Origin of the sequence: Kocuria oxytropis (assembly GCF_040981195.1) — a bacterium.
Classification (GTDB): Bacteria; Actinomycetota; Actinomycetes; order Actinomycetales; family Micrococcaceae; genus Kocuria; species Kocuria oxytropis.
In genome coordinates this window covers 151,702-175,974 of sequence record NZ_JAVFXA010000004.1, presented here as the reverse complement: position 1 = coordinate 175,974, position 24,273 = coordinate 151,702, and the positions used below count along the sequence as shown (strand labels likewise).

At 75.1% G+C, this 24,273-nt stretch carries 27 protein-coding genes, 4 tRNA genes, 1 pseudogene and 1 riboswitch; of the genes and pseudogenes, 27 read left to right on the top strand and 5 right to left on the bottom strand.

From position 1 onward, the window contains the following. Position 1 precedes the first annotated feature (1 nt). The 3 genes from ybaK to QYM41_RS06055 are packed head-to-tail and all read right to left on the bottom strand — an operon-like array spanning position 2 to position 1,871. Positions 2-493, bottom strand: coding sequence for a Cys-tRNA(Pro) deacylase (ybaK, locus tag QYM41_RS06065; protein ID WP_368798841.1), 492 nt, complete (start codon positions 491-493; stop codon positions 2-4). Between the two features lie 17 nt (positions 494-510). Then, positions 511-966 carry a SufE family protein gene (locus QYM41_RS06060; RefSeq protein ID WP_368798840.1) on the bottom strand — a complete coding sequence of 152 codons (456 nt, stop codon included), beginning with the start codon at positions 964-966 and terminating at the stop codon, positions 511-513. Beyond that, positions 963-1,871, bottom strand: coding sequence for a sulfurtransferase (locus QYM41_RS06055; protein WP_368798839.1), 909 nt, complete (start codon positions 1,869-1,871; stop codon positions 963-965). Before QYM41_RS06055 ends, QYM41_RS06060 begins: the two co-directional genes overlap by 4 nt. Before the next feature lie 247 nt (positions 1,872-2,118). Between QYM41_RS06055 and zapE the strand changes: the two genes are divergently transcribed. After that, the gene (zapE, locus tag QYM41_RS06050) at positions 2,119-3,180 is read left to right on the top strand and encodes a cell division protein ZapE (RefSeq protein ID WP_368798838.1); all 1,062 of its coding nucleotides are present in this window, start codon (positions 2,119-2,121) and stop codon (positions 3,178-3,180) included. Positions 3,181-3,307: 127 nt separating this feature from the next. On the opposite strand, the gene QYM41_RS06045 is transcribed toward zapE, so the two are convergent. Further along, a tRNA-Val gene (locus QYM41_RS06045) sits at positions 3,308-3,379 on the bottom strand. Between the two features lie 299 nt (positions 3,380-3,678). Here QYM41_RS06045 and QYM41_RS06040 point away from each other — a divergent pair. From QYM41_RS06040 to QYM41_RS05960, 17 genes are all read left to right on the top strand, one after another. After that, positions 3,679-3,751 (top strand) — tRNA-Gly (locus tag QYM41_RS06040). A gap of 60 nt (positions 3,752-3,811) precedes the next feature. Further along, positions 3,812-3,882, top strand: a tRNA-Cys gene (locus QYM41_RS06035). 49 nt (positions 3,883-3,931) lie between these two features. Further along, a tRNA-Val gene (locus QYM41_RS06030) sits at positions 3,932-4,006 on the top strand. A 209-nt stretch (positions 4,007-4,215) separates the two neighbouring features. Further along, positions 4,216-5,070: a cytochrome gene (locus QYM41_RS06025; protein ID WP_368798837.1), complete on the top strand. Its 855-nt coding sequence runs from the start codon at positions 4,216-4,218 to the stop codon at positions 5,068-5,070. 64 nt (positions 5,071-5,134) lie between these two features. Further along, positions 5,135-5,701 (top strand): peptide deformylase, encoded by a 567-nt coding sequence (gene def / locus QYM41_RS06020; protein WP_368798836.1) that lies wholly within the window; start codon positions 5,135-5,137, stop codon positions 5,699-5,701. Between the two features lie 36 nt (positions 5,702-5,737). After that, positions 5,738-6,661: a methionyl-tRNA formyltransferase gene (fmt, locus tag QYM41_RS06015; RefSeq protein ID WP_368798835.1), complete on the top strand. Its 924-nt coding sequence runs from the start codon at positions 5,738-5,740 to the stop codon at positions 6,659-6,661. Beyond that, entirely contained in the window at positions 6,658-8,265 is a 1,608-nt protein-coding gene (locus QYM41_RS06010) for an RsmB/NOP family class I SAM-dependent RNA methyltransferase (RefSeq protein ID WP_368798834.1), read from the top strand. The genes fmt and QYM41_RS06010 overlap by 4 nt, the downstream gene beginning before the upstream one ends. Before the next feature lie 32 nt (positions 8,266-8,297). Beyond that, positions 8,298-8,963: a ribulose-phosphate 3-epimerase gene (rpe, locus tag QYM41_RS06005; RefSeq protein WP_368798833.1), complete on the top strand. Its 666-nt coding sequence runs from the start codon at positions 8,298-8,300 to the stop codon at positions 8,961-8,963. A gap of 66 nt (positions 8,964-9,029) precedes the next feature. Then, positions 9,030-9,193, top strand: a riboswitch (FMN riboswitch). A 116-nt stretch (positions 9,194-9,309) separates the two neighbouring features. After that, positions 9,310-10,368 carry a bifunctional diaminohydroxyphosphoribosylaminopyrimidine deaminase/5-amino-6-(5-phosphoribosylamino)uracil reductase RibD gene (gene ribD, locus QYM41_RS06000; protein ID WP_368798832.1) on the top strand — a complete coding sequence of 353 codons (1,059 nt, stop codon included), beginning with the start codon at positions 9,310-9,312 and terminating at the stop codon, positions 10,366-10,368. 161 nt (positions 10,369-10,529) lie between these two features. Beyond that, positions 10,530-11,207, top strand: coding sequence for a riboflavin synthase (locus QYM41_RS05995; protein ID WP_368798831.1), 678 nt, complete (start codon positions 10,530-10,532; stop codon positions 11,205-11,207). Next, on the top strand, positions 11,207-11,881 hold the full coding sequence (gene ribB, locus QYM41_RS05990) for a 3,4-dihydroxy-2-butanone-4-phosphate synthase (RefSeq protein WP_368798932.1): 675 nt from the start codon (positions 11,207-11,209) through the stop codon (positions 11,879-11,881). Before QYM41_RS05995 ends, ribB begins: the two co-directional genes overlap by 1 nt. Beyond that, positions 11,878-12,621, top strand: coding sequence for a GTP cyclohydrolase II (locus QYM41_RS05985; RefSeq protein WP_368798830.1), 744 nt, complete (start codon positions 11,878-11,880; stop codon positions 12,619-12,621). The genes ribB and QYM41_RS05985 overlap by 4 nt, the downstream gene beginning before the upstream one ends. Next, on the top strand, positions 12,618-13,097 hold the full coding sequence (ribH, locus tag QYM41_RS05980; protein ID WP_368798829.1) for a 6,7-dimethyl-8-ribityllumazine synthase: 480 nt from the start codon (positions 12,618-12,620) through the stop codon (positions 13,095-13,097). The genes QYM41_RS05985 and ribH overlap by 4 nt, the downstream gene beginning before the upstream one ends. A 70-nt stretch (positions 13,098-13,167) precedes the next feature. Continuing rightward, positions 13,168-13,431, top strand: coding sequence for a phosphoribosyl-ATP diphosphatase (locus tag QYM41_RS05975; RefSeq protein ID WP_017833948.1), 264 nt, complete (start codon positions 13,168-13,170; stop codon positions 13,429-13,431). 58 nt (positions 13,432-13,489) lie between these two features. Then, complete coding sequence (hisG, locus tag QYM41_RS05970; RefSeq protein ID WP_368798828.1) at positions 13,490-14,335, top strand: ATP phosphoribosyltransferase; 846 nt, start codon at positions 13,490-13,492, stop codon at positions 14,333-14,335. A 40-nt stretch (positions 14,336-14,375) separates the two neighbouring features. Further along, entirely contained in the window at positions 14,376-15,140 is a 765-nt protein-coding gene (gene hisF, locus QYM41_RS05965; protein WP_368798827.1) for an imidazole glycerol phosphate synthase subunit HisF, read from the top strand. Between the two features lie 88 nt (positions 15,141-15,228). After that, a complete protein-coding gene (locus tag QYM41_RS05960; protein ID WP_368798826.1) occupies positions 15,229-15,405 on the top strand; it encodes a hypothetical protein in 177 nt (58 codons plus the stop codon). Positions 15,406-15,511: 106 nt separating this feature from the next. On the opposite strand, the gene QYM41_RS05955 is transcribed toward QYM41_RS05960, so the two are convergent. Next, complete coding sequence (locus tag QYM41_RS05955) at positions 15,512-16,024, bottom strand: hypothetical protein (RefSeq protein ID WP_368798825.1); 513 nt, start codon at positions 16,022-16,024, stop codon at positions 15,512-15,514. 151 nt (positions 16,025-16,175) lie between these two features. On the opposite strand from QYM41_RS05955, the gene QYM41_RS05950 reads away from it, so the two are divergent. From QYM41_RS05950 to lgt, 9 genes and pseudogenes are all read left to right on the top strand, one after another. Continuing rightward, the gene (locus QYM41_RS05950; RefSeq protein WP_368798824.1) at positions 16,176-16,817 is read left to right on the top strand and encodes a Pr6Pr family membrane protein; all 642 of its coding nucleotides are present in this window, start codon (positions 16,176-16,178) and stop codon (positions 16,815-16,817) included. Positions 16,818-16,905: 88 nt separating this feature from the next. Beyond that, positions 16,906-17,286, top strand: a complete 381-nt coding sequence (gene hisI, locus QYM41_RS05945; RefSeq protein WP_368798823.1) for a phosphoribosyl-AMP cyclohydrolase — start codon at positions 16,906-16,908, stop codon at positions 17,284-17,286. A 53-nt stretch (positions 17,287-17,339) separates the two neighbouring features. Beyond that, a complete protein-coding gene (locus QYM41_RS05940) occupies positions 17,340-18,938 on the top strand; it encodes an anthranilate synthase component I (protein ID WP_368798822.1) in 1,599 nt (532 codons plus the stop codon). Continuing rightward, a complete protein-coding gene (locus QYM41_RS05935) occupies positions 18,931-19,530 on the top strand; it encodes a Trp biosynthesis-associated membrane protein (protein WP_368798821.1) in 600 nt (199 codons plus the stop codon). Before QYM41_RS05940 ends, QYM41_RS05935 begins: the two co-directional genes overlap by 8 nt. Positions 19,531-19,738: 208 nt before the next feature. Beyond that, positions 19,739-20,002 (top strand): HGxxPAAW family protein, encoded by a 264-nt coding sequence (locus QYM41_RS05930; protein ID WP_368798820.1) that lies wholly within the window; start codon positions 19,739-19,741, stop codon positions 20,000-20,002. Between the two features lie 146 nt (positions 20,003-20,148). Continuing rightward, positions 20,149-20,961, top strand: a pseudogene (trpC, locus tag QYM41_RS05925) (indole-3-glycerol phosphate synthase TrpC); the annotation flags it as partial. Positions 20,962-21,021: 60 nt separating this feature from the next. Beyond that, positions 21,022-22,275 carry a tryptophan synthase subunit beta gene (gene trpB / locus QYM41_RS05920; RefSeq protein ID WP_438612555.1) on the top strand — a complete coding sequence of 418 codons (1,254 nt, stop codon included), beginning with the start codon at positions 21,022-21,024 and terminating at the stop codon, positions 22,273-22,275. 44 nt (positions 22,276-22,319) lie between these two features. Further along, a complete protein-coding gene (trpA, locus tag QYM41_RS05915) occupies positions 22,320-23,126 on the top strand; it encodes a tryptophan synthase subunit alpha (RefSeq protein WP_438612554.1) in 807 nt (268 codons plus the stop codon). A gap of 77 nt (positions 23,127-23,203) precedes the next feature. Then, entirely contained in the window at positions 23,204-24,094 is an 891-nt protein-coding gene (lgt, locus tag QYM41_RS05910) for a prolipoprotein diacylglyceryl transferase (protein ID WP_368798819.1), read from the top strand. Positions 24,095-24,273: the final 179 nt, after the last annotated feature.

Genomic DNA, 24,273 nt, shown 5'->3' with positions numbered 1-24,273 from the left:
CTCAGGAGCGCAGCGCGGCGGTGCGCCCGCCCGTGAGCCGCAGCAGCTCGGCCGGCGCCAGCTCCACGTCCAGCCCGCGCCGCCCGCCCGAGACCAGGACGGTGGGCCACTCCTGCGCGGAGCGGTCGAGCAGGGTGGGGGAGGGCGTTTTCTGCCCCAGCGGCGAGATCCCGCCCACCACGTACCCGGTGCGCCGCTCCGCGAGCCGCGGCTCGGCCAGGGCCGCCCGCTTCCAGCCGAGGGCGGCGGCGGCCGCGCGCAGCGACAGCCGGGCGGACACGGGCAGCACGGCCACCGCCCACTCCCGCTCGTGCACGATCAGCAGCGTCTTGAACACCTGCTCCGGGTCCCGGCCCAGCGCGGCGGCGGCCTCGAGACCGAAGGAGGCCGCCGCCGGGTCGTGGGCGTACTCGTGCAGGGTGAAGACCACCCGCTCGCGCGCCAGCAGCGCGACGGCCGCGGTGGGTCCCGCGCCGCGGGACGCCCTCGCCACGCCGGTGCCCCGGTCCCTCAGGCGTCCTGGAGCTCGCGGACACGCCGCTTGATCCGGGCCAGCATCGCGGACATCCCGCGCATCCGCAGCGGGGACACGAGCTGGGTGAGCCCGAAGCGCTCCGGCAGGTCGTCGGGGACGTCCAGGACCTCCTGCGCCGGGAGCCCGTCGAGGCCCTCGTGCAGGATCGAGGCGAAGCCCCGGGTGGTGGGGGCCTCCGCCGGGGCGGAGAAGAACAGCCGCACCGGGGCGCCGGGGCCGGGCACGGCGCCCTCGTCCCACTCGACCGTCAGGAACAGCGGCGACTGGCACTCCACGACCTGCTCGAGCTCCTCCGGGTGCTCGCCCAGCCGCTCCGGCAGGGCGGGCAGGGACCGGGAGAAGTCGAGCAGCAGCTCGAGCTTGTCCTCCTGCGGCACGGCCGTGAAGTCCGCGACGAGCTCCTCGAGCTGGGCGGGCAGGGCCCCGCTCATCGGGCCGACCCCGGGACCTCGCCGCGCTCCTCACCGCGGACGATCGGCACGCGCACCGAGTTGCCCCACTCGGTCCAGGAGCCGTCGTAGTTGCGGACCTTCTCGTAGCCGAGCAGGTGCTTGAGCACGAACCAGGTGTGGCTGGAGCGCTCCCCGATGCGGCAGTACGCGATGATGTCGTCGTCGGCGGAGAGCCCGACCTCGTCACGGTAGATCGCCTCGAGCTCCTCGCGGGAGCGGAAGGTGGCGTCCTCGGCGGCGGCCCGCGCCCAGGGCACGGACGCCGCGGTCGGGATGTGCCCGCCGCGCAGCGTGCCCTCCTGGGGGTAGTCGGGCATGTGCGTGCGCTCCCCGGTGTACTCCGGCAGGGACCGGACGTCGATCAGGGGCTGCTGCCCCAGGTGCGCCAGCACGTCCTCCCGGAACGCGCGGATCGGGGTGTCGTCGCGCTCCACCACGGGGTAGTCGGCGCGCTCGGGCGCGACCTTGTCCGTGGACAGCTCGCGGCCCTCCGCCACCCACTTGTCCCGCCCGCCGTTCATGAGGCGGACGTCGGGGTGGCCGAACAGCTCGAACACCCACAGCGCGTAGGCGGCCCACCAGTTCGACTTGTCGCCGTAGACCACGATCGTGGTGTCGCGGGAGATGCCCTTGCGCGCCATGAGCTCGGCGAACTCCGCCGCGTCCACGTAGTCCCGGGTGTCGGGGCTGTTGAGGTCGGTGTGCCAGTCGACCTTCACGGCGCCGGGCACGTGGCCGGTCTCGTAGAGCAGGACGTCCTCGTCCGACTCGACCACGACGACTCCGGGGTCGCCCAGGTGCTCGGCGACCCACTGGGTGGACACGAGCCGTTCGGGGTGCGCGTACTGCGCGAACTCTTCGTTGTTCTCCACGGCGACGCCCATGGGGGACTCCTTCCGGGTGGGGTATCAGGGGTGCCGGCCCGCGCGGACCGGCTTCATCCCCCAGGGTAGTGGTCCCGGCGGCGGCCGTTCCCGCCCGGGCGATCCCGGGCGCGCTGGACGGGGCCGGATTTCGCGGCGGGCGCACCCCGACGGCGGGCAGCCGGTAAAATCCACGGAGCACGCGCGTGCGCCGCTCGGCGCGCCGAACCAGCGAACCGCCGGGCACGGCGGACAGAGAGGTCTCCCCGTGAGCATCCAGATCGAACACCTCACCGAGCGGCGCCCCCACGTGTCGGCGGACGAGCTGCTGTCGGCCTTCCGTCCCTCGGAGCGCTTCGGGGAGGTCTCGTTCGACACCTACCGGCCCGATCCGCAGCAGCCCTCGCAGGAGGAGGCGGTGCGCGAGCTGCGCAGGTTCGCGGACTCGGTCGAGCGCTCGGCCGGCTCCGGCGGCGGGTTCCTCGGCCGGCTCTTCGGCGGCGGCGCCCGCCGGGACGCCGTGCGGACGGGCATCTACCTCGACGGCGGGTTCGGGGTCGGCAAGACCCACCTGCTCGCCTCGCTGTGGCACGCGGTGCCGGGGCCCAAGGCGTTCGGCACCTTCGTGGAGTACACCAACCTCGTGGGGGCCCTGACGTTCCGCAAGGCCGTCGACGCCCTGAGCGGCTACCGCCTGGTGTGCATCGACGAGTTCGAGCTCGACGACCCGGGGGACACGGTGCTCATGTCCCGGCTGATGCGCGAGCTCGCCGACTCCGGGGTGCGGATCGCGGCGACGTCCAACACGCTGCCCGGCTCGCTCGGCGAGGGACGCTTCGCCGCCCAGGACTTCCAGCGGGAGATCCAGGTGCTCGCCGACCAGTTCGAGGTGCTGCGCATCGACGGCGAGGACTTCCGGCACCGGGGCCTGCCGCAGGCGCCGGCGCCGCTGTCCGACGCCGAGCTGGACCGCGCCGTGGAGGAGCACTTCGCGGGGCGGGTGGTGGCCGCCGACCGGTTCGCCGACCTCGTGGAGCACCTCGCCGCCGTCCACCCCTCCCGGTACCGCAAGCTCCTCGAGGGGATCGACGCGGTGGTCTGGCAGGACGTGCACACCATCGAGCAGCAGGCCGTGGCCCTGCGCTTCGTGGTGCTGGCGGACCGGCTCTACGACAAGAACCTGCCCATCATCGCCTCGGGGCGGCCCTTCGATCAGGTCTTCACCGAGGAGATGATGGCCGGCGGGTACCAGAAGAAGTACTTCCGGGCGGTGTCCCGCCTCACCGCCCTGGCCCGCGAGGGCATCCTCGGGGACGTCTCCGCGGTCTGAGCCGGACCGGCCCGCGCCGCCCCGGGCGGCGCGGGCCGCTCCGTGCGCACGACTCCGTGTGCACAGCTCAGGGCGCACGACAGAGGGCCCCGGCTGTCTCCAGCCCGGGCCCTCTGTGTGCTGCTCGTGCGCGATACTGGGTTCGAACCAGTGACCTCTTCGGTGTGAACGAAGCGCGCTACCACTGCGCCAATCGCGCTTGCTGCTCGAAAACCATAACCCACATCCCGGCCGGGGACCAATTCGGGGCCGCGGCGCGGGTCCCGGACCCGGCCGCACGGCGGCACCGCGGGGGATTTGGCGTTTCGGAAATCGGTCCCGTACAGTCTTCATCTGTCAGGAACACCGACGGGCTCCTGCGGACGGAGCGGCCCCAGGGCCGCCACGGACCGTGCGCCCGCCGGACCCGGCACGCCCCGGACCGGCAGCAACACCACCGGAACGGGTTGTGCTAGAGTTCCTGATCGGGCGATCGAGAGATCGGCCGAAGCAGTACATGCGGACGTAGCTCAGCTGGTAGAGCACCACCTTGCCATGGTGGATGTCGCGGGTTCGACTCCCGTCGTCCGCTCGCAGTGATCGGCATGAACGATGTCGTGACCGACGGCCCTGTCCGTGAGGACCAGGTCCCGGTGGGGTGGCCGAGTGGTTAGGCAGCGGCCTGCAAAGCCGTCTACGCGGGTTCGAATCCCGTCTCCACCTCGGTGCACACCCACCACGCTCGACGGTCCCTCCGGGGGCCATCGCTCGGGCGCGATTGGCGCAGCGGTAGCGCGCTTCCCTGACACGGAAGAGGTCACTGGTTCGATCCCAGTATCGCGCACCACCAGGAAGGCCCCGGCTCCCCGAGCCGGGGCCTTCGTCGTGCCCGCCCTCCCCGTCGGGAGCCCCGGCGGGGAGAGGGGCGCGGCGGGCAGGCACGCCCCGCCGGGTACCGCCGGCCCGTGTCCGAGGCGGTCGGTAGCCTGCGGGACAGGGCCCGGAGCACCGGGTCCGCCCCGGGCCCGGGGACACGAGGGAGAGGCGACGAGCAGCGTGACACAGCCCAGGCTGGCGGAACAGACCGAGTACGGACGGATGTACGCGAGGTCCGTCGCGGACCAGGCCACCGTCCCCTCCATCACCACGGTGCTCTCCCGGGCCGCCACGGACCTGGACGGCTGGTACGGCTACTCCGCCGCCCAGGCCGCCGTGCAGGACGCCCGGCTGCGCACGGCCCTGGGCTCGCCGGCGCAGCTGCGGGCCGTCGTGCGGGACGCGGCCCGGGCCGCCGAGCGGCACCGGGACGAGGCCGCGGCCCGCGGGGACCGGGTGCACACCTACGCCGAGCAGATCGCCCTGCGCGCCCTCGGCCGGCCCCACCGGGCGGCGGACGCGCGCGCCGCCCTGGCGGAGCACGGCGAGGAGCGCTTCGCCTCGCGCTTCGACGAGTGGTGGGACCTCTACACCCCGGAGCCGCTCGCGGTGGAGGTCACGGTGTGGAACTCCACCGTGGGCTACGCGGGGACCCTCGACCTCGTGGCGCGGATCGCCGGCAAGGTGTGCCTGATCGACTACAAGACCAAGGGCACGGACCGGGACGGGCGGGTGAAGTCCCTCGACCCCAAGGTCGTGACCCAGCTCGTGGCGGGGCTCAAGGCGGAGGAGTCCCTCGTGGACGCGGACGCCGGCACCTGGGAGCCGTGGGCCTACGGCAGCGCGGACCTGCTGCTGGGGGTGGCGGTGGGCGAGACGGAGGTCGTGCCCGTCCAGGCCGTGCCGGGGGTGCTCGAGCAGCACTGGTACAAGTTCTGCGCGCTGCACCGCCTGTGGACCCAGGAGACCGCCCTCGCCGCGGCCGGTCCCGCCCTGCGCCCCGTGCCCCCGCCACCGCTGCGCGAGCGGCCGTAGGCACCGCGTGCCGGCGGCGGCCGGGCGGCCCGTAGACTTGGCGGGTCGAGAGCGAGGTCCCGTCATGTCCGTCCTGCCCATCCGCACCATCGGTGATCCCGTCCTGCGCACCCGCGCGCAGGAGGTCACGGTGTTCGACGACGCCCTGCGCCGCCTCGTCGCCGACATGCACGAGACCATGCTGGACGTCGGCGGCGTCGGTCTCGCCGCGCCCCAGGTCGGGGTCAGCGTGCGGGTGTTCACCTGGGCGGTCGAGGGCAGCGAGGGCCACGTGGTCAACCCGGTCCTGGAGCTGGGCGAGGAGCCCCAGGAGGGCGGCGAGGGCTGCCTCTCCGTGCCGGGCCTGTCCTTCCCGACCCCGCGCCGCGACCGGGCCAGGGTCACCGGCCTCGACCGGCACGGCGAGCCCGTGGCCGTCGAGGGCACCGGCCTGCTGGCGCGCTGCCTGCAGCACGAGACCGACCACCTGGACGGGCGGCTCTACGTCGACCGGCTGGTGGGCGCCGCCAAGAAGGACGCGATGCGGGCCATCCGTGCCGCCGACTACGACGGGGTGGTCCGCGGCGTGGCCGGGCAGCGCGCCGCGCACGTGGGCTCGTCCTTCGGCGCCGGCCCCTCCCGCCCGGCCTGAGCCGCGCCGCCACCGTCCCCACCCGTCTGGAGAACCGTGAAGATCCTCTACGCCGGCACGCCGTCCGTGGCCGTGCCCTCCCTGGTCCACCTGGCCGAGCAGCCCGACGTCGAGGTCGTGGCCGTGCTCACCCGCCCCGACGCCCCCGTGGGGCGCAAGAAGGTGCTCACCCCCTCGCCGGTGGCGCAGGAGGCCGAGCGGCGCGGGCTTCCCGTGCTCAGGGCCGACCGGGTGGACGCCGCGCTGACCGAGCGGATCCGCGGCCTGGGCGCGGACGTCGCCGCCGTCGTCGCCTACGGGGCACTGGTCCCGCAGGACGCCCTGGACGCCGTGCCGCACGGCTGGATCAACCTGCACTTCTCGCTGCTGCCGCAGTGGCGCGGCGCCGCCCCCGTCCAGCGCGCCCTCATGGCGGGCGACACCGTGGTCGGCGCCAGTACGTTCCTGCTCGAGGCCGGCCTGGACACCGGGCCCGTCCTCGGCACGATGACCGACGAGGTCCGTCCCGAGGACACCGCCGGCACGGTCCTGGAGCGCCTGTCCCGCACCGCCGCGCCCCTGCTGGCGGACTCCCTGCGCGCCGTGGTGGACGGCTCCGCCCGCCCCGCCCCGCAGCAGGGGGACGTCACCCACGCCCCCAAGCTCACCGCCGAGGACGGGCGGGTCCGCTGGACGGAGCCCGCGGTGGCGCTCGCCCACCGGGTGCGCGGTGCGACGCCCGAGCCCGGGGCGTGGACCCGGCTCGACGACCGCCGGCTCAAGCTCGAGCGCGTCGTGCCCCGGCCCGACGTCCGGGGCCTCGCGCCCGGCCGGTGCGTCCTGCGCGGCGACGCCGTGCTGGTGGGCACCGGCTCCTACGCGGTGCAGCTCACCCGGGTGCAGCCGGCGGGACGGACGATGATGGAGGCCACCGCCTGGGCGCGGGGCCGGAGCACGGAGGACGAGGTGGTGTTCGAGTGAGCGGGCGCGAGGACCGGCAGCGCGGCGACCGGCGCGACGACGGGCGGGGCGACCGGGACCGCCGGCCGGGCGGTGCCCGCCGCAACGCCCGGGGGCACGAGCGCAACCGCCCGGCCCAGGCGGACCGCGCCTTCTCCTCCGCGGCCCCCGCGCGGCGGACCCGCCGGGCGGACCCGGCCCGGCTGGCCGCGTTCGAGACCCTGCGCGCGGTGTCGGAGGAGGGCGCCTACGGCAACCTCGTGCTCCCCGGCCTTCTCCGCGCCCACCGCCTGGACCGCCGGGACGCGGGCTTCGCCACGGAGCTCGCCTACGGCGCGCTGCGCTGGCAGGGCACCTGGGACGCCGTGCTGGCCCGCTGCGTGGACCGCCCCCTGGGCGAGCTCGACGGGGCCGTCCTGGACGCCCTGCGCCTGGGCACCCACCAGCTGCTGGCGATGCGCGTGCCCGACCACGCCGCGCTCGACCAGACGGTCGGCCTCGTCCGGGCGGTCGTCGGGGCGGGCCCCGGCGGGCTCGTCAACGCCGTGCTGCGCAAGGTCGCCGCCCGGGACCTGCCCGCCTGGATCGCGGAGCTGACCGCCGAGGCCCCCGACGAGACCGCCCGCCTGGGCCTCGCCCACGCCCACCCCGCGTGGGTGGTCCGGGCGCTGCGCCAGTCGCTCACCGCCCACGGCCGGGACGCCGCCGAGCTCGAGGCCCTCCTCGAGGCGGACAACGCGGCCCCCGTGGTCAACCTCGTGGCCCTGCCCGGCCTCGGCGACCTCGCCGAGGCCCTCGCCGCCGGCGCCGGGCCCGGGCACCTCGTCCAGGGCTCGGCGCTGAGCAGCGGCGGGGACCTGCACCGGCTGGCCTCCGTCCGGGAGGGCGGGGTCCGCGTCCAGGACGCCGGTTCCCAGCTGGTGGCGCTCGCCCTGGCCGCCGCCGGCCGCGAGGGCGGCTCCGGCAGCGGCGCGGAGGGCGAGCGCTGGCTGGACCTGTGCGCCGGCCCCGGCGGGAAGGCGGCCCTGCTCGCGGCGCTCGCCGACCGGCAGGGCGCGCACCTGACGGCGAACGAGGTGGCCCCGCACCGGGCCGAGCTCGTCCGCAGGGCCCTGCGGCCGGTGCCCGAGCGGGCCTGGACGGTGCGCACGGGGGACGGCCGCCGGGCCGGCGAGCTGCTCGCCGGCGGCACCGCGGCCGAGGCGGGCTTCGACCGCGTGCTCGTCGACGCCCCCTGCACGGGGCTCGGGGCGCTGCGGCGCCGCCCGGAGTCGCGCTGGCGGCGCAGCCCCCGCGACCTGGCCGAGCTCGGGCCGCTGCAGCGCGAGCTGCTGCACGCCGCCCTGGACGTGACCCGGCCCGGAGGGCTGGTCGCCTACGCCACCTGCTCCCCCCACGCGGCCGAGACCCTCACCGTGGTCCAGGACGTGCTGGCCGGGCGCTCGGACGCCGAGCCGGCCGACGCCCTGGCGGCGGCCCGGGCCGTGGCGCTGCCCGGGGCCCTCGAGCGGGACCGTGACCCGTCCCGCCCGTGGGAGGGGTCCTCCGGCCCCGCGACCGTCCAGCTGTGGCCCCACGTCCACGGCACGGACGCCATGTTCCTGGCCCTGCTGCGCAAGCGCTGAGGCCCCCGCCCGACCGACCACCAGGAGTGCCCGTGTCCCGAACCTGCATCCACCCCTCGATCCTCTCCGCCGATTTCGTCAACCTCGAGGCGGAGCTCGGCCGGATCGCGACCGCCGACGCCGTGCACGTGGACGTCATGGACAACCACTTCGTCCCGAACCTGACCCTGGGAATGCCCCTCGTGGAGCGGATCCTCGCCGTCAGCCCCGTCCCGCTGGACGTGCACCTGATGATCGAGGACGCCGACCGCTGGGCCACCGGATACGCGGAGCTGGGCTGCGAGTCGGTGACCTTCCACGCCGAGGCCGCCCGCGCCCCGCTGAAGCTGGCCCGGGAGCTGCGCGCCCACGGGGCGCGGGCCGGGATGGCCCTGCGTCCCGCGACCCCCGTGGAGCCCTACCTCGACCTGCTGCCGGAGCTGGACATGCTCCTGGTCATGACGGTGGAACCGGGCTTCGGCGGTCAGGCCTTCCTCGACGTCACGCTCCCGAAGATCCGGCGGGCCGCCGCGGCGATCCGGGCCGGCGGGGGGCGGGTGGCCCTGCAGGTGGACGGCGGGATCTCCGAGGAGACCATCGTGCGGGCCGCGGAGGCCGGGGCGGACACGTTCGTGGCGGGCTCGGCCGTCTACGGCGCGGCGGACCCCGGGGCCGCCATCACGGCCCTGCGCGCGGCCGCCCGTCCGGACCGGGGCTGAGCCGTCCCGCCCCGGTGTCGCGGCGGGACGGTGCGCTCGCGCCCTGTGACATAATCGACCCACGAACAACGTGTTCCGGGGTCGGTGCAAGTCCGAACCGGCGGTCACAGTCCGCGAACCGGACGGCCGCGTCCGTGCAGGCGCCCAGCGCCCGCACCGGCGGGTCGCCCGGCCGAACCGGTGGAACTCCGGTACCGACAGTCACAGTCTGGATGGAAGGCAACACGTTCAACGGCTCTCGTGCCGTGCCGTCGACGGCACGGCTACGGCGCCGTCCGGACCCTCGGGTCCCGGCGGCGGCACCGTTGTCCTGCGCCCCGGAACCGCCCCGGGAAAGGACGACGCGATGGACCCGCAGCACCGGACCGGCGACGACGCCGAGCGGTCGCTCATGCGGACCGCCCTGCACGCGGCGGCCCGCGGCCCGCGCGGCGCGAACCCGCTCGTGGGCGCCGTCCTCGTCGACGCCCAGGGCCGGATCCTGCACGTCGGCCACCACCGCGGCGCGGGCACCGTGCACGCCGAGGTCGACGTCCTGGAGCGCGCCGCGTCCGCCGGCACCGACCTGCGCGGCACCACCATGTACGTGACGCTCGAGCCGTGCAACCACTGGGGGCGCACCGGTCCGTGCGCCGAGGCGATCGTGGCGGCAGGCGTGCCCCGGGTGGTCTACGGCGCCCCCGACCGCACGGTCGCCGCGTCCGGCGGGGCCGCCACGCTCCGCGCGGCAGGAGTCCGGGTCCGCGCGGGCGTGCTGGCCGAGGAGGCCGAGCGGCTCAACGACCGGTGGGGCGAGACGATGCGCGCCCAGCGCCCGTTCGTGACCCTCAAGGTCGCCCAGAGCCTCGACGCCCGCATCGCCGCCGCGGACGGGAGCAGCCGGTGGATCTCGTCGTCCTCGGCCCGCGAGCACGGTCACGACCTGCGCGCCCGGGCCGACGCCGTGCTCGTGGGCAGCGGCACCGTGCTGGCGGACGACCCGCGGCTGACCGCCCGCACCGGCGACGGCGGCGCCGTCCCGCGGCAGCCCCTGCGCGTGGTCATGGGCATGCGCCCGGTGCCCCCGCACGCCGCGGTCCGGGGCGACGACGGACGCTTCCGGCACGTGGCGACCCACGATCCCCACTCCGCCCTGGCCGAGCTCTACGACGCGGGGGTGCGCCACGTGCTCATCGAGGGCGGGGCCACGGTGGCCGCGGGCTTCCTGCGCGCCGGACTCGTCGACGAGCTCTGTCTCTACCAGGCGCCCCTCGTGCTCGGGGCGGGCCGGCCCGCCTTCGAGGAGCTGGGCATCGGCACCCTCGCGGACGCCTCCCGGTGGCGCCTCGACCCCGTCGGCGGCGGACCCGTGCAGCAGCTCGGCCCGGACCTGTGGATCCACCTGCGGCCCGCTCCGCCCGGGTGAGCGGCGCCCCGCGCCCCGGCCGTCCCCGCACGGGCACGGCGCCCGGGACGGGCCGACCCGGCCCGCACGCGCCGACGCAGCGCAGCACGCCGACCGGCACGACCGCACCGACCGACACGACCGAGACGTCCGACAGGACCGAGAGACAGAGGAAGCACCGCATGTTCACAGGAATCGTCGCCGGCCAGGGCACCGTGCGCTCGGTGGACCCCGGCCCGGACGGCACGAGCGCCCGCCTCCTCGTGGACGCCGGGCCGCTCGTCGCCGACCTGCCGCACGGCGGCTCCCTCGCCGTCAACGGGGTCTGCCTCACCGCCACCCGGACCGCGGAGATCGGCTCCGGGCAGTTCCTGGCCGACGTGATCGGCGAGACGCTCGTGCGCACCACCCTCGGCGGGCTGGGCGCGGGCGACACCGTCAACCTGGAGCGCTGCGTGCCGGCCGGGGGACGGCTCGACGGGCACGTGGTCCAGGGCCACGTGGACGGCACCGGCACCGTCGCGGTCCGCGAGGACCTGGGGGAGTGGGAGCGGGTGCGGGTCGCCGTGCCCGCCGAGCTGGCCCCCTTCGTCGCCGAGAAGGGCTCGATCGCCGTGGACGGCGTGTCCCTGACCGTGACGGCGGTCAGCGACCCCGGGGCCGCGGAGCACTGGTTCGAGGTCGGGCTCATCCCGGCGACCCTGGCCGAGACCACTCTCGGGCGCCGCCCCGTCGGCGCCTCCGTCAACCTCGAGGTCGACGTCCTGGCGAAGTACGCCCAGCGCCTGCTGGCCTTCGCCCGGACCGACAGCACCCCGGCGCCGGGCACGGCCCGGCCCACGGCAGGAGAAGGAGCATGATGCGGACCAGCAGCACCCACGAGGGAACGGGCACCGGGGGTGACGGGGCGGACGCACGGATCCGGCTCGACCCCGTGGGCGCGGCCGTCGAGGCCATGGCGCAGGGACGGCCCGTCGTCGTCGTGGACGACGCCGACCGGGAGAACGAGGGCGACCTCGTGTTCGCCGCCGAGCACGCGACGCCCGCGCTGATGGGCTTCACGATCCGGCACAGCTCCGGCGTCGTGTGCGTGCCCATGACCGGTGCCCGGGCGGACGCGATGCGGCTCCCGCCGATGGTCGCCGTGAACGAGGACTCGAAGGGCACCGCCTACACCGTCACGTGCGACGCCCGGCACGGGGTGAGCACCGGCATCAGCGCCGCCGACCGGGCGCTCACCGCGCGGGTGCTCGCCGACCCCGCCGCCGGGCCCGGGGACATCACCCGCCCCGGGCACGTCCTGCCGCTGCGCGCCGCCGACGGCGGCGTCGCGGTCCGCCGCGGGCACACGGAGGCCGCGATCGAGCTGTGCACCCTGGCCGGCCTCGAACCGGTCGGCGTGATCGCCGAGCTCGTCCACGACGAGGGCGAGATGATGCGCCTGCCGGCCCTGCGCGACTTCGCGGACCGGCACGGCCTCCCGCTCGTGAGCATCGAGGACCTGGCGGCGCTGCTGCAGGAGGGCCGCCGATGAGGCCGGACTCCCCCCTGGTCAGCTCCGAGCCCGTGGTGGTGCCCACGCCCGAGGGCCGCTTCGAGGTGATCGGCTGGCAGCTGCCGGGAGGGCCCGGGGGCGCCGTCGCCGAGCACCTCAGCCTCACCGCGCCCTCCCCGGCCGACGTGCCCGTGGGCCGGCCCCCGCTGGTGCGGCTGCACTCGGAGTGCCTCACGGGGGACGTCTTCGGCTCCTACCGCTGCGACTGCGGCCCCCAGCTGCACCTGGCGCTGCGGCGCATCGCCGACGACGGCGGCACCTTGCTCTACCTGCGCAACCACGAGGGCCGGGGCATCGGCCTGGTCAACAAGCTGCGCGCCTACAAGCTGCAGGACGGCGGCGCGGACACGGTCGAGGCCAACGAGCTGCTCGGGCTGCCCGCCGACGCCCGCGACTACAGCGCGGCCGCGGCCATCCTGCACCGGCTGGGGCTCACCCGGATCCGGCTGCTCAGCAACAACCCGGCCAAGGCCGAGCGCCTGGCCGACCTCGGGATCGAGGTCGTGGCCATGGTGCCCAACGAGGTCCCGGCCCGGCCGGAGAACCACGACTACCTCGCGACCAAGCGGGACCGCATGCGGCACCGGCTGCGCCACGTCGACGACGTCGTGGCCCGCCCCGCCGACCGGGCCGAGGCCGTGACCGACCGCACCACCGGTACCACCATCAGCAGCACCGCCGACCGCACGACCGACAGCACAGGAGACCTCACCCCATGAGCGGACACGGAGCCCCCGACATCGACCTCAGCAGCGCCGACGCGAGCGGCCTGCGCATCGCCGTGGTCGCCTCCAGCTGGCACACGGTGATCATGGACGGCCTGCTCGACGGCGCCCGCCGGGCGCTCGCCGACGCCGGCGTCCTGGACGCGCCGGTGGTGCGCGTGCCCGGCAGCTTCGAGCTGCCGGTCGCCGCGGCCCGCCTCGCCCCGGGCCTGGACGCCGTGGTGGCCCTCGGCGTGGTGGTGCGCGGCGGCACCCCGCACTTCGACTACGTCTGCTCGGCCGCCACGCAGGGCCTCACGGACGTGTCGGTGCGCACCGGCGTGCCCGTGGGCTTCGGCGTGCTCACGTGCGACACCGAGCAGCAGGGCCTCGACCGCGCCGGACTCGAGGGCTCGCAGGAGGACAAGGGCTACGAGGCCACGGCCGCCGCGGTGCGCACCGCGCTGCTGCTGCGGGAGCTGGGCGTGTGACACCGGCCCGGGGCGCCGTGCCGGTCCGGGCCGGTCGGGAGGCCGCCGCGGACCCATTACCCTGGTAGTCGTGAAAACCTTCGAGACCCTCTTCGCCGAGATCAGCGACAAAGCCGTGACCCGACCGGAGGGCTCCGGCACGGTCCGCGAGCTCGACACCGGCGTGCACGGCATCGGCAAGAAGGTCGTCGAGGAGGCCGCCGAGGTCTGGATGGCCTGCGAGTACGAGACCTCCGAGCAGGCCGCGGAGGAGATCTCGCAGCTGCTCTACCACGTGCAGGTGATGATGGTCGCGAAGGGCCTGCGGCTCGAGGACGTCTACCGCCACCTCTGAGCGCGCCGCCGCCCGGCGTCCCCGTCCCACCGAAGAACCGAAGCCGAGAAGGAATCCCATGCTGCGTGTCGCAGTGCCCAACAAGGGCGCCCTGTCCGAATCCTCCGTCACGATGCTCAAGGAGGCCGGCTACCGGCAGCGCCGGGACACCCGCGAGCTGGTGCTCGTGGACCCCGAGAACAACGTGGAGTTCTTCTACCTGCGCCCGCGGGACATCGCGGTGTACGTGGGCGGGGGCATCCTCGACGTCGGGATCACCGGCCGCGACCTGCTGCTGGACTCCGGCGCCCACGCCGACGAGGACCTGGGCCTGGACTTCGCCCGGTCCACGTTCCGCTTCGCGGGACCCGTCGGCGAGTTCGGCTCGATCGAGGAGCTGGCGGGTCGGCGGATCGCCACGAGCTACGACGGGCTGCTGCGCGACTACCTCGCCGAGCGGGGCGTGGACGCCTCCGTGGTGCGCCTCGACGGCGCGGTGGAGTCCTCGATCCGGCTGGGCGTCGCCGACGCGATCGCCGACGTCGTGGAGACGGGCAACACCCTGCGCGCCGCGGGCCTGCAGGTCTTCGGCGAGCCCATCATGACCTCCGAGGCGCTGCTGATCCGCAGCCGCGCGGCCACCGAGCCCGAGGGCCTGGCCGTGCTGCGCCGCCGGCTGCAGGGCGTGCTCGTGGCCCGGCAGTACGTGATGATGGACTACGACGTGGCCGAGGAGTACGTCGAGGCCGCCACCCAGATCACCCCCGGCATGGAGGGGCCCACCATCTCCCGGCTGGGCCGCGGCAACGCGTGGGCGGTGCGGGCCATGGTCCCCAAGTCCGAGACGAACAAGGTCATGGACGCCCTCTACGACGTCGGGGCCCGGGCGATCCTGGTCTCCCCGATCCAGGCCGCCCGGATCTGACCCCGCCCACCCGTCCCATCCCGCAGAGGAGGTGCCGCCCGTGGGCGTCGCCGTACGTGTCATCCCGTGTCTGGACGTCGACGCCGGTCGCGTCGTCAAGGGCGTGAACTTCGAGAACCTGCGCGACGCCGGTGACCCCGTGGAGCTCGCCAAGCGCTACAACGAGGCCGGCGCGGACGAGCTGACGTTCCTCGACGTCACGGCGTCCTCGGCGGCGAGGGCCACGACCTTCGACGTGGTCTCCCGCACCGCCGAGCAGGTCTTCATCCCGCTCACCGTGGGCGGCGGCGTCCGCGCGGTCGCCGACGTGGACCGGCTGCTGCGCTGCGGCGCGGACAAGGCGTCCATCAACACCGCCGCGGTCGCCCGTCCCGGGGTCATCGACGAGATCACCGGCCACTTCGGCAGCCAGGTCCTCGTCCTCTCCCTCGACGCCCGTCGCACGGGCAACACCGCCTCCGGCTTCGAGGTCACGACCCACGGCGGGCGGACGCTGACGGGCCTGGACGCCCTCGACTGGGCGCAGGAGGCCGAGGACCGCGGCGTGGGGGAGATCCTGCTCAACTCCATGGACGCCGACGGCACCCAGGAGGGCTTCGACCTCGAGATGATCCGGGCCGTGCGCGCCCGGGTGCACGTGCCCCTGATCGCCTCCGGCGGGGCGGGCGCCCCCGAGCACTTCCCGCCGGCCGTGGACGCGGGGGCCGACGCCGTGCTCGCCGCCTCGATCTTCCACTTCGGGCCGGTCCACGCCATCGCCGAGGTCAAGGACGCGCTGCGCGCGGCCGGCCACGAGGTCCGCTGAGCGACCCGTGGTCCGCGGCGCCGGGCGGGCGTAGAGTCGACAGTGAGCTGACGACAGTCGCTCGACGCCGACCGCGAAGGAGTCCACCGTGGGACTGAACAGCATCATCAGGAGCTTCACCGGGCGCGCCGGCCGGGGGACCACCGGGCGCTCCGTCGGCGGTCACCGGGGCACCCGCGGGATGAACGCGGCCGGCCAGGCCGGGGCCGGCAGGTCCGGCCGCGGTCTCGGCGGCGTCCTGCGCGGCCTCCTCCACCGCCGCTGACCGGCGCACCGTGCGGCCGCCGCCCCGTGCCGGGGCGGCGGCCGCACGCACCGGTCCGCGCTCGGTGCCCGCGGCGCCGTCCGCGGACCCCGTCCGGGACCGCGGCTCAGTTGCCGGTCCGGCAGGTGTCGTCCAGCCAGTCCCGCACGGGGTCGAGCGCGTCGTCGAGGGCCTGGCCGTCGAAACGCGCCGCCGGGTCCTCCGCCAGGTCCTCCCCGAACGAGTCGACCAGCAGCTGCACCCGCGCGAGGTCCGCCGTCAGCGCCGGCGGCGCCGCGTCCCGGACCGACTCCACCTCGTCCTCGACGTCCTGGACCTCCGCCACGGACGGGCCCGCCGAGAGCCCGGCCGGCAGCAGGGCCAGGGTGACGAGGTCGTCGGCGACCGCCGCGCACGCCTCGCGCCGGTCCGGATAGGCGCCCCAGCGGCCGTCCCCGGGAGGCGGAGCGGGTGTCCCGGAGGGCGAGGCTCCCGGCCCGGCGGAGGACGCGGTCGCCGTGGGCGAACCGTCCGGGGACCCGGGCGGGGCCGGGGTCCCGCAGGCGCTCAGCAGCAGGAGCACGAGCGTGGCCGCGCCGGGTGCCGCACGCCACCGTGCCGTGGCCGTCCTGGGATGCATCGTCCTGGTGTCCTGCCCGCCGTCGCCGACCTGGTCCTGCTCCCACGATAGGCCCCGCGCGCCGGTCACGGCAGGGCCCCGCGGGGCGGGCGTGCCGCGGGGGCCCCGTCTCCTATCCTGGACCCCGGAGGACCGGGGGAGGAGGCCGCGCGTGCGATTCGTCGTCGTCGCCGTCCGGGCCTGCGCCCTGGCGGTCGCGGTCTGGGCCCTGGTGTCCCGCTCGGAGTGCGCGTTCGTCACCCGCACCTGCCTGGGCTCGAACCTGTTCAGCTACTTCACGGTGCACAGCGCCGTCCTGCTCGTGGTGGCCCTGCTCGTGGCCGGGCTGCACACCGCCGCCGGTGCCGCGGAACCGGGCTGGCTGACGGGGCTGCGGGCCATGGCCACGACCTACACCGTGGTCTCCGGGACCGTCTTCGGGCTGCTGCTGGCCAACGCGGAACTGTTCGGCCACCTCTTCCTCGTCCCCCTGTCCTCGCAGGTGCTGCACTTCGTGCTGCCCCTCTACGCCGTGGCCGACTTCCTGCTGGCGCCGGGCCGCCGGCGCCTGCGCTGGGCCGCCACCTGGGCGTCCACCGTGTTCCCGGCCCTGTGGGCCGTGTACACCCTGGTCCGCGGTGAGCTGGTCGGCTGGTACCCGTACTTCTTCCTCGACCCCGCCCTCGTCGGCGGGTACCGCGCCGTGGGCACCTACGCGCTCGGGCTGTCCGTGTACATCCTGACGGTGTCCTTCCTGACCGTCGCCGCGACCCGGCTGCCCGCCCCCCGGACGGATGAGGCTCAGCCGTCCTGACCGGCCCGGGGCGCCCGGACGGCCGGCTCCGGCCGGGGCGGGACCGGGGCGGGACCGGGGCCGCGGCAGGGTCGATAGGATGGGGGCGATGAGCGAGCAGACCCCCGACACCGGAACCGACGTCCTGGACCCCGCCGTGGCCCGGCGGCTCAAGCGCGACCCCCAGGGTCTCGTGGCCGCCGTCGTGCAGCAGCACGACACCCTGGAGGTGCTGATGCTGGGCTGGATGGACGACGAGGCCCTGCGCAGGACCCTCACGGAGGGGCGCGTGACGTTCTGGTCCCGCTCCCGCCAGGAGTACTGGCGCAAGGGCGACACCTCCGGGCACGTGCAGGCCGTGCACAGCGTGAGCCTCGACTGCGACGGCGACGCCCTCCTGGTGCGCGTGGACCAGACCGGCGCCGCCTGCCACACCGGCACCCGCAGCTGCTTCGACGGCCGCGACCTCGGCGCCGTCACCGCCGTCTGAGCCGCCCTCCGCCCCGTACCCCCGTCCGCCACCAGGAAGTCAGGTCGACACCCATGCAGGACCTGGGCACCATCAGCCCCACCCTCGAGGAGTTCCGCGCGCTCGCCGCCGAGCGCCGCGTCATCCCCGTCCGCGTCAAGATCCTCGCCGACGCCGTGACCCCGATCGGGCTCTACCGGGCGCTCGCGCTCGAGGACGGGGCGGCCCGGCCGGGCACCTTCCTGCTCGAGTCCGCGGCCGAGGGCGGGGTCTGGTCCCGCTACTCGTTCGTCGGCGCGAACTCCCGCGCCACGCTCACCGCGAAGGACGGCGAGGCGCACTGGATCGGGCAGGCCCCGGCCGGCGCCCCCACCGGCGGCAACCCGGTGGAGGCGCTGCGCGACACCATGGCGCTGCTGCACACGGAGCGCTTCGCGGACGTGCCCCCGCTGACCTCGGGCCTCGTGGGCTTCGTGGGCTGGGAGGCCGTGCGGCGCTGGGAGCGGCTCCCGCACCCGCCCGAGGACGACCTGCGCATCCCCGAGCTGGCGATGAACCTGGTCTCCGACATCGCGATCCACGACAACACGGACGGCACCGTGATGCTCGTGGCCAACGCCGTCAACTTCGACGACACGGACGAGCGCGTCGACGAGGCCTGGGCCGACGCCGTGGACCGGGTGCACGCGATGCTGGAGAAGCTCGCGCGGCCCCTCGGCGGCACCACCGCCTCGACGCTCACGGGCTCCGACGAGATCCGGGACGACCTGGAGTCCAAGGTCGACCAGAGCTGGGACCGCACCCTGTTCCTGAACTCCATCGTGGAGGGCAAGAAGGCCATCGTGGACGGGGACATCTTCCAGGTGGTCGTCTCCCGCCGCTTCGAGACGGAGTGCACGGCCGAGTCCCTGGACGTGTACCGCATGCTGCGGGCCATCAACCCCAGCCCCTACATGTACCTGTACAGCTTCGAGGACGCCGGCGGCCGTCCCTTCTCGATCGTCGGCTCCTCCCCGGAGGCCCTCGTGACGGTCACCGGGGACCAGGCCGTGACCCACCCCATCGCCGGTTCCCGCCCGCGCGGGCGCACCGTCGAGGAGGACCTCGCCCTGGAGCGGGACCTGCTGCAGGACGAGAAGGAGCGCTCCGAGCACCTGATGCTCGTGGACCTGGCCCGCAACGACATCTCCAAGATCGCCGTCCCGGGCTCCGTGGAGGTCACGGAGTTCATGGAGGTCGAGCGCTTCAGCCACATCATGCACCTGTGCTCCAACGTGGTCGGCCGGATGCGCCCGGACGCCACCGCCTACGACGTGCTCGCCGCGACGTTCCCCGCCGGCACCCTCTCGGGGGCGCCCAAGCCGAGGGCGCTGCGCCTGCTCGACGAGTACGAGCCGCTGCGCCGCGCCGTCTACGGCGGCGTGGTCGGCTACCTCGACTTCGCGGGCGACATGGACATGGCCATCGCCATCCGCACGGCGCTGCTCGTGGACGGCAAGGCCTACGTGCAGGCCGGCGGCGGGATCGTCGCGGACTCCGACCCCGAGACCGAGGCCCTGGAGTCGCTCAACAAGGCCACGGCGCCGCTGCGGGCGGTCATGCTCGCGGAGCGGCTGCACGCCCTGGACCTCGAGCGCGTGGCCGTGCGGGAGACGGGCGCCGGGCGTGCCTGAGCCCCGCGGAGCGCTGCCGGCGGTGCTCTCCCGCCGCTCGAGCGTGGTGCTCGCCACCCTGGTGTGCGCCCTGGCCGTGTTCGCCTGCTCGGCCGCCCCGTGGATCTCCGCGACCGTGCGGACAACGCTCGAGCCCGTGACCGTGGACGTGGCCGGGTCCGACGCCGCACCCGCCGTCACCGCCCTCGGGCTCGTGGCGGCCGCCGGCGCCCTCGCCACGGCGATCTCCGGGCGCGTGCTGCGCACGGTGGTGGCCGGGGTCGTCCTGCTCGCCGGCCTGGGCGCCCTGGCCGCGTCCGTGGCGGTGCTGACCGACCCCGCCGGCGCCGCGCAGGCCACCGTGGGCGAGACGACCGGGATGATCAACGCCGGCGGCGACTTCGCCGTCACCGTCTGGCCGTGGCTCGCCGCGGCCGCCGCGGCGCTGGTGGCCCTGTGCGGAGCCTGGTCCCTCGTGGCGGGGCGGTCCTGGACCGCGGCCCGGCGCTACGAGCGCTCCGGCACGGACGCCGCCCCGGCCGGGACGGCCCGCCCCGGCGACGAGATCGACTCCTGGGACGCCCTCACCGAGGGCCGCGACCCGACGGTCTGAGCACCGCCCCACGCCGGGCACGGCCCACGGGACCGTGCGCCCCTCAGCCCCGTGAACCGTGCGCCCCTCCGCCCCGTGGGGCGTGCGCGGACCGGTCCGGCGGGGTGGCACAATGGGGTGGGACAGACTGTCAGCAACCGCCGCGCCCCGCCGGGGCCGAGCGAGCGGAGCCGGCCGGCTCCGGCACGGACATCGGGAGTGCAACAACATGGCAAACGGAAACGAGATCGTCCTCGACCACACCGGCTTCGTGGGGCACGGCAACACGCTGGCCGCCTGGGTGACGGTGGGCATCATGTCGGTGGGCGTCATCGTGGGCGTGGTCGGCTTCACGATCGGCCTCACGGCCGTGCTCGTCGCGGGCATCGTGCTGGTCGTCGTCGGGCTCGTCGCCGGGGCCGTGCTCAGCAAAATGGGCCACGGCAGCAGCTCCGAGCAGCGCAAGCACGAGGCCCGCGCGCACCAGGGCTGAGCCCGGGCCGGCCCGGCGCCGGCCACGGCTCCGCCGCCCCGCGCCCCTCCGGTCGCCGGGCGGCAGCCGGCCCCGCACGGGCCGGACGCGGCGCGCACCGCACGAACGCACCATGGCGGCCTGTGCCGCCGAGAGGACAGGAAACCATGTCGCAACAGAGCACCGGGACGGTCCTGGACGCCATCATCGAGGGCGTCCGGGCGGACCTGGCGGAGCGGCGGGAGCGCGTCGGCCTCGACGAGCTCCGCCGCTCGGCCGCCCAGCGTCCGCCGGCCCTGGACGCGGAGGCCGCCCTGCGCGGGCCCAGCGCGGACGCCGTGCAGATCATCGCGGAGGTCAAGCGCTCGAGCCCGTCCAAGGGCGCGCTGGCTCCCATCGACGACCCCGCCCGGCTGGCCGCGGCCTACGAGCACGGTGGCGCCTCGGTGATCTCCGTGCTGACCGAGCAGCGCCGCTTCCACGGCTCCCTGGCCGATCTCGACGCCGTGCGCGCGACCGTGGGGGTGCCCGTGCTGCGCAAGGACTTCACGGTCGACGAGTACCAGATCTGGGAGGCCCGGGCGCACGGTGCGGACCTCGTGCTGCTGATCGTCGCCGCTCTCTCCGACGACGAGCTGCGCCGCTTCCTGGCGCTCACCCACGAGCTGGGCATGCACGCGCTGGTGGAGACGCACACCCCGGAGGAGATCGAGCGGGCGGTCGCGGTCGGCGCCCGGATCGTGGGCGTCAACGTCCGCAACCTCAAGACCCTCGACACGGACGTCGAGACCTTCGGCCGGCTCGCCGGGCTGCTGCCCGAGGACGCCGTGGTCGTGGCCGAGTCCGGGGTCGAGGGCGAGGAGCAGATCGCCCTCTACGCCTCCCACGGGGCCAAGGCCGTCCTGGTGGGGGAGGCTCTGGTACGCAGCGCAGACCCCTCCCGCACCATCACCGGGTTCCGCGCCGCCGGCGCGGCCGCCCGGGCCCGCCGCCGCGTCCCCGCCGCGGAGGCGGAGGCCCTCGCCGCGGAGGCGTCGTCCCTGCGCGAGGCCCCCGGGCCGTACTTCGGGGACTTCGGGGGTCGGTGGATGCCGGAGTCCCTCATCGCGGCCCTCGACGAGCTCACCGACGTGTTCGAGAAGGCGAAGACCGATCCGGAGTTCACCGCGGAGTTCCGGCGGCTCTCCCGCGACTACTCGAACCGGCCCTCCCTGCTGACCGAGGCCCAGCGCTTCGCGGCCGAGGCGGGGTGCCGGATCTTCCTCAAGCGCGAGGACCTCAACCACACCGGCTCGCACAAGATCAACAACGTGCTCGGCCAGGCGCTGCTGGCGCGGCGGATGGGCAAGACCCGGCTGATCGCCGAGACCGGCGCCGGCCAGCACGGCGTGGCCTCGGCGACCGCTGCCGCCCTGTTCGGCATGGAGTGCGTGGTCTACATGGGCGAGGAGGACACCCGCCGGCAGGCCCTCAACGTGGCCCGGATGGAGCTGCTGGGCGCCACCGTGGTGCCCGTGACCAACGGCTCCCGCACGCTCAAGGACGCCATCAACGAGGCGCTGCGGGACTGGGTCGCCTCCGTGGAGCACACCCACTACCTGCTGGGCACCGCGGCGGGACCGTACCCGTTCCCCGCGATGGTCCGCTACTTCCACGAGCAGATCGGCGAGGAGTCCCGGGCCCAGATCCTGGAGCAGACCGGACGCCTGCCCGACGCCGTGGCCGCGTGCGTGGGCGGCGGGTCCAACGCGATCGGCATCTTCCACGGCTTCCTGGACGACCCCTCCGTTGAGCTGTACGGCTTCGAGGCCGGCGGGGACGGGGTGGAGACCGGACGCCACGCCGCCACCATCTCGCTGGGCCGTCCCGGGGTGCTGCACGGCGCCCGGACCTACCTCATGCAGGACGAGGACGGGCAGACCCTCGAGTCCCACTCGATCTCCGCGGGCCTGGACTACCCGGCCGTGGGCCCCGAGCACTCCTACCTGCACGACATCGGGCGGGCGCGCTACGAGGCGATCACGGACTCGGAGGCGATGGAGGCCTTCCGGCTGCTGTGCCGCACGGAGGGCATCATCCCGGCCATCGAGACCTCCCACGCCCTGGCCGGGGCCCTGAAGCTCGGCCGGCGCTGGGCCGAGGAGCTCGGCCCGGAGGCGGCCGCGGAGAAGATCGTCGTCGTCTCCCTCTCGGGACGCGGGGACAAGGACGTGGCGACCGCCGCGGAATGGTTCGGGATGCTCCCGGACGACAGCGCCGAGGCCGAGCTCGGCGAGAAGGGCGAGCGACTGTGAGCACCGTTCGAGACGAGACCTCCGGGGCCGACCTCGCGTCCCGCATCCTGCCCCCGGGCCTGAGCGCCGACCCCGGCTCGCGGCTGGCGGCCCGCATCGCCGCGTGCCGGGAGCAGGGCCGGCCGGCCCTGGTCGGCTACCTCCCCGCGGGCTTCCCCACCGTCGAGGAGTCGATCGAGGCGGCCGTGGCCCTGGGTGCCAACGGCGCCGACGTCATCGAGATCGGCATCCCCTACTCGGACCCCGTCATGGACGGGCCCGTCATCCAGCGCGCCACCACCACGGCGCTGGCCAACGGGTTCCGCGTGGCGGACGTCTTCCGCGTGGTCCGCGCCGTGGCCGAGCGCACCGACGCCGTGCCCGTGGTGATGACCTACTGGAACCCCGTGCTGCAGATGGGCGTGGACACCTTCGCCCGGCGGCTCGCCGAGGCCGGGGGAGCGGGGATCATCACCCCGGACCTGATCCCCGACGAGGCCGGGGAGTGGTTCGCCGCGTCCCGGGCCCACGGCCTGGACCGGATCTTCCTGGTGGCCCCGTCCTCCTCGCGCGAGCGGCTCGACCTGGTGGTCAGGGCCGCGAGCGGCTTCGTCTACGCCGTGTCGGTGATGGGCGTCACCGGGGCCCGGGACGCGGTCTCCGACGTCGCCGAGCAGCTCGTGGCGGACACCCGCGCGGCCGGGGCCGAGCACGTGTGCGTGGGACTGGGCGTCTCGCGCCGGGAGCACGTCGAGGAGATCGGTGCGTACGCGGACGGCGTCATCGTGGGCACCGCCCTGGTGCAGGCGCTGGCCGACGGCGGCCCCGAGGCCGTCGGCGCTCTGGCCCGGGAACTGGCCGGGCGCGCCTGATAGCGTGACGGGCGGCCCGGACCCCGCGGGGGCCGGGCCGCCCGTCCCCACGACCCCACGAGCCGAGGCCCCACCGCATGCTGCTGAGCGCCGTTCCCCCCGTGCCCGCCCTCATGAGCGCCCCGATCCGGAGCGGCATCCCGTCCCCGGACTGGTCCGGCTTCTCGGTCGGACCGCTGACCGTGCACGCCTACGCCCTGTGCATCCTCGCGGGCATCGCCGCCGCCCTGTGGCTGACCACCCGCCGCTGGGCCGCCCGGGGGCTGGACCCGGACATCGTCTGGGACATCGTGATGTGGGCGGTCCCCGCCGGGATCGTGGGCGCGCGGGTCTACCACGTGCTGATCACCGACCCCGCCGGCTACTTCGGGCCCGGGGCCGACCCGCTGGCCGCGCTGCGGATCTGGGAGGGCGGCCTCGGGATCATGGGGGCCGTGGCCTTCGGCGCGGCCGCCGCGTGGTGGGTGTGCCGCCGGAACGGGATCTCCCTGGCGGTCTTCGCCGACGCCGCCGCCCCCGGGCTGCTGCTCGCCCAGGCGATCGGGCGCTGGGGCAACTGGTTCAACCAGGAGCTCTTCGGCCGCCCCACCACCCTGCCGTGGGGCCTCGAGATCGACCCGTCCAGCGCCAACTTCCCGGCCGGGCTGCCGGCCGACACCCTGTTCCACCCCACGTTCCTCTACGAGTCCCTGTGGAACCTGCTCGGGGTGGTGCTGCTGCTGGCCCTGGACCGGCGGTTCCGCCTGGACGGCGGCCGGCTGTTCGCCCTCTACCTGATCCACTACGGTCTCGGCCGGATGCTCATCGAGCTGTTCCTGCGCATCGACCCCTCCCTCATGGTGCTCGGGCTGCGCGTGCACGTGTGGACCGCCCTCGGGCTCGTGCTGCTGGGGACGGCCCTGTTCGCGGCGGCGGTGCTGCGCCGCCGGAGAGCACGGGGCGGCGCCGTGGAGCCCTCGCGCGCCTGATACCGCACCCGGGGCCGGAACGGGGCTCCTGGCCGAGGAGTTTTCAGAGCTGTAACATCTGAGTGCTAGATTTTTCTGGCGCCTGACCGGCGGACGGGTGAACCACGTCCTCGGGTCCGGCGCACGCCACGATCGTCCATCGACGGACATTCCTGGAACGGGGCCCTTCCGCCGCCCGG